General features: G+C 69.6%; 4 protein-coding genes and 1 pseudogene. 1 reads left to right on the top strand and 4 read right to left on the bottom strand.

Going from position 1 to position 4,011, the window contains the following annotated elements:
* From GH736_RS18650 to GH736_RS18665, 4 genes are all read right to left on the bottom strand, one after another.
* The coding region (locus GH736_RS18650) for a glycoside hydrolase family 3 N-terminal domain-containing protein (RefSeq protein ID WP_328596908.1) at positions 1 to 420 on the bottom strand (420 nt) is incomplete at its 3' end.
* Positions 417 to 1,328 carry a carbohydrate ABC transporter permease gene (locus GH736_RS18655; RefSeq protein ID WP_159606031.1) on the bottom strand — a complete coding sequence of 304 codons (912 nt, stop codon included), beginning with the start codon at positions 1,326 to 1,328 and terminating at the stop codon, positions 417 to 419. The genes GH736_RS18655 and GH736_RS18650, both read right to left, overlap by 4 nt.
* A gap of 5 nt (positions 1,329 to 1,333) precedes the next feature.
* Positions 1,334 to 2,236, bottom strand: a complete 903-nt coding sequence (locus GH736_RS18660) for a carbohydrate ABC transporter permease (protein ID WP_235934459.1) — start codon at positions 2,234 to 2,236, stop codon at positions 1,334 to 1,336.
* Positions 2,237 to 2,309: 73 nt separating this feature from the next.
* A complete protein-coding gene (locus GH736_RS18665; protein ID WP_159606029.1) occupies positions 2,310 to 3,605 on the bottom strand; it encodes a sugar ABC transporter substrate-binding protein in 1,296 nt (431 codons plus the stop codon).
* A 163-nt stretch (positions 3,606 to 3,768) separates the two neighbouring features.
* On the opposite strand from GH736_RS18665, the pseudogene GH736_RS18670 reads away from it, so the two are divergent.
* Positions 3,769 to 4,011: pseudogene (locus tag GH736_RS18670) on the top strand (hypothetical protein); the annotation flags it as partial.

Below are 4,011 nucleotides of genomic sequence, written 5' to 3' on the forward strand. Positions count from 1 at the left end.
GACCGGGTTGCGCGGGTCGGTGTTCACGTCGGCGACGGGAGCGAGCACCACGTTCGCGCCGGCCGCGAGCGAGCGCTCGGCCAGTGCGACGCCGACGGCGGTCGTGGCATCCGTGTCGTCGACGAAGCCGAGCTGGGCGGCGCCTGGCAGTGTCGAACCCGTCGCCGCCTCGAGCCGGGTGACGTTGCCGCCCTCCTCGTCGATGCCGACGAGCAGGCCCGGGCGGATGCCCCGCAACTCCGCCGCGAGGCCGGCCCGCTCAGCCTCGTCACCGAGGTTGTGCGAGAAGAGCACGACGCCCGCCAGCCCGCCGTCGGCGAGCTCGGCCCGCAGCCACGGGGGCAGGGAGCGGCCGAGGAAGCCCGGCCAGAGCACCCCGCCGACGAGCGTGCGGAGCGCCGGATCGTGAGCGGCGGTCATCCCTTGACCGCACCCGCCACGAGGCCGCTCGAGAGGCGGCGCTGCACGATGACGAAGAAGATCATGACCGGGATGGTGATGATCGTCGAGGCGGCCATGATGTAGCCCCACTCGTTGGAGTGCTCTCCGAAGAACTGCTTCAGGCCGATCGCGACCGTGTAGTTCTCGGTCGCGCCGCCGAGGAGGGTCATCGCGAAGATGAACTCGTTCCACGCGGTGATGAACGAGAACACGCTCGTGGCCACGAGGCCGGGCATCACGAGCGGGAGCAGCACCGACCGGAACATCCGGCCCCAGCTCGCGCCGTCGATGTAGGCGGCCTCCTCGAGCTCGATCGGCACGGCCGCGACGAAGCCGCGCAGCATCCAGATGCCGAACGGCAGCGAGAGCGCCACGTAGACGACCATCAGGCCGAGCAGCGTGTTGAGCAGCTGCAGGTCGCGCACCTGCACGAACAGCGGGATGACGAGCGCCTCGAGCGGCACCATCTGCACGACGAGGATCATGAGCAGCATCCCGGTGCGGAACCGGAAGCGGAACCGTGCCACGGCGACCGAGGCGAGGAGGGCGAGCACGGCGCTCGCGAGCACCGTGACGAGGGCGACGATGGCCGAGTTGCGCAGGAAGACGTCGAAGCCGCCCTCGGTGAGCACGTACTCGAAGTTCGCGAGCGTCCATTCGCGCGGCAGCAGGGTCTGGCCGCCGGCTCCGGCCGACTTGTCGAAGGCGCTCGAGAGCATCCAGAACGCCGGGAACAGGGTGAAGCCGAGCAGCAGCACGACCAGCACGGCCTTGACCGCGGCGGAGCGGGTCTTGCGGGCGGTGCGCCGCGTGCGCGGAATCGCGCCGCGGGAGGCGTCGCCGGTGGCTCCGGATGCCGCGGGCGTGGTCACCGGGGCGGGCGTCATGGTGCTCACAGCTCGTCCTCCTTCAGCATGGTGCGCACGTAGACGACGGTGATGCCGAGCAGCACCAGGGTCAGCAGCACGGCGATGGCCGAGCCGAACCCGTAGCGGTTCTGGCCGAACGACTCCACGTACGACCAGACGCCGAGGTTCAGCGCCTCGCGGTTGGAGCCCGAGCCGCCGGGCATGAGGTAGACCTGCGCGAAGACCTTGAAGTCCCAGATCGTCGACAGGATGATCACGACCGCGAAGACCTGCTTGAGGTTCGGCACGATGATGCGCCAGAAGCGGCGCCAGGCGCCCGCGCCGTCCATCTCGGCGGCCTCGAGCATCTCCTTCGGCACGCCCAGGAGCCCGGCGAGGATCGTGATCGCCACGAACGGGAAGCCGTGGTGCACGACGTTGAGCAGCACGATCGCGTAGAAGGTGTAGCGGTTGGTGAACCAGTTGACGGGCTCGTCCTGCAGGCCGAGCGCCTGGAGGGTCTCGTTGAAGATGCCGCGGTCGGCGTCGAAGATCCAGATCCAGACGTAGGTGCCGGTGACCGCGGGCATCGCCCAGGCGATCATGATGGCGCTGCCGACGACCGTGCGCCAGAGCGGGCCGAGCGAGGCCATGAGCACCGCGACGCCGGTGCCGAGGGCGACGGTGCAGGCCACGGCGAGCACCGCGAACCCGACGGTGTTGGGAAGCACGACCGTCCACAGGGTGGGGTCGGTGAAGATCTCGCCGTAGTTGGCGAGGCCGATCCAGTTCGGCTCGCCCGAGACGATCTCGCGCAGGCCGTAGTCCTGCAACGAGAAGAGGAACACCCGAACCAGCGGCCAGAGCAGCAGCACCGCGAGCACGGCCAGCGCCGGGCCGAGCAGTAGCCACGGCCGCAGGCGCGTCAGCGGGCTCCTGCGCTGCACGGGGCCGCCGCCCGCGCGGGGGGATTCAGCCCCCCGCGCGGGCGTCGGAACCTGGATCGTCGAGGTCACGGACTCAGTTGCCGTTCATGATCTCGTTCATCTCCGCAGCGGCGTCGGACGTGGCCTGCTCGACCGTCTTCTGCCCGGAGAGGATCGCCTGGATGGCGGTGTTCGTCGTCTTCTTCGCCTGCACGGCGCCGAACTTCGGGGTCACCGGCACGGTGCCGCCGCCGTCGACGAGCTGCGTGGCGAACGGCGCGACGAGCGGGTCGTCGGAGCTCATCGTCTCGGTCAGCAGCGACTGCTGGCCGGGGAAGTAACCCGACTGCTCGCCCCACTGCGCGGCGAAGTCGCCCGTGGTCATGAGCTTGATGAACTCCCACGCCAGGTCGGGGTTCTCGGCCGTGTTGAACATCGACAGGTGCGACCCGCCGAGCACCGACGGCGCGATGCCGCCGTCCTTGCCGGGGATCGGGGTGGCGGCGAACTTGCCCTCGAGCTCGGCGTTCTTCTCCACGATCGCGGCAGGGGTCCACGAGCCCATCAGGGCCATGGCGACGTTGCCCTGCGCGAAGTTGTCGAGGACGTCGGTCTCCTTCCACGTGGTGGCGCCGGCCGACGAGAAGCCGTGCTTCAGCGCGAGGTCGGTGTAGAACTGGATGCCCTCCTGCGACTCGGAGCTGTCGAGGCCCGAAGCCCACTCGTCGCCGTCCTTCGTCGCGACCTCGCCGCCCGCACCCCAGACCCAGGGGTACACGCCGAACTCGGCGTCGCCGGGGACGGCGAACGCCATCATCTCGGGGTGCGCGGCCTTGATCGCCTCTCCGGCGGAGACGATCTCGTCCCAGCTGGTGGGCGCCGCGAGGCCGAGCTCCTCGAAGATGTCGGAGCGGTAGACAAGCGAGCGCACGCCGGCGTACCAGGGCATGCCGTACAGCTCGTCGTCGTAGGTGCCGGAGGTCACGAGGCCCTCGACGAGGTCGTCGCCGAGGTTCTCGTCGTCGACGTAGTCGCCGATGGGGGCGAGCGCGCCGGCGTCGGCGAACTCGGCCGTCCAGGTGGTGCCCGTCTCGGCGACGTCGGGGGTGGTGCCGCCGGCGATGGAGGTGACGAAGCGGTCGTGGGCGTCGGCCCACTGCACGAACTCCACGTTGAGCTTCGCGCCGGTCTCCTTGGTGAAGGCGTCGCCGACCTCGTCGAAGAACGCGTCGGAGTCGGGGTTGGTGCCCTCCATGATCCAGACGTCGAGGGTCTCCCCCTTGGCGCTGACGTCTCCACTGTCATCGCCGCCGGTCGATCCGCCCGCACAGGCGGTGAGCCCGAACGCGGCCGTGACGAGCACGGCGACGGGCAGCAAGCGCTTCTTCATAGATGCCTCCTCATTGAAATCTCTGTGGCGCTGACCCGCGCCCGGGAATGTGACTCTGGAAGTAGTATTCGTGAGTCATGCATTGTTTGCAAGAAGTTTCCGAAATCGTGATCATGTCGCGATCTTCGATTCCGGCTCCGCGCTGCTCGCCTAGGCTCGGGCCGTGAAGAGTGTCGCATCGGCCGGCTGGGAGAGTGGCGAACGGCCCGGCGGTGCGTGGGTGCTCGGCATCGACGTGGGCGGCACCGGCTCACGGGCCGTGCTCGCACCGTCGGGCGCGACCGTCGACGAGGGCGCGCCGGGCTCCACCCGACGTCTCGAGGGCGGTCGGGTCGCCGTCGGCGAGGCCGGCTCGAGTGTGTCCGACGTCGTCGTCGCGCTGGTCGGCGACGTGCGGCGCCGGTGG

Origin of the sequence: Agromyces humi, from assembly GCF_009720255.1 — a bacterium.
GTDB lineage: Bacteria > Actinomycetota > Actinomycetes > Actinomycetales > Microbacteriaceae > Agromyces > Agromyces humi.

Excerpts from the sequence above, each read along its gene's own strand:
- GH736_RS18655 (WP_159606031.1), bottom strand. The coding sequence starts at position 1,328 with ATGACGCCCGCCCCGGTGACCACGCCCGCGGCATCCGGAGCCACCGGC.
- GH736_RS18665 (WP_159606029.1), bottom strand. The coding sequence starts at position 3,605 with ATGAAGAAGCGCTTGCTGCCCGTCGCCGTGCTCGTCACGGCCGCGTTC.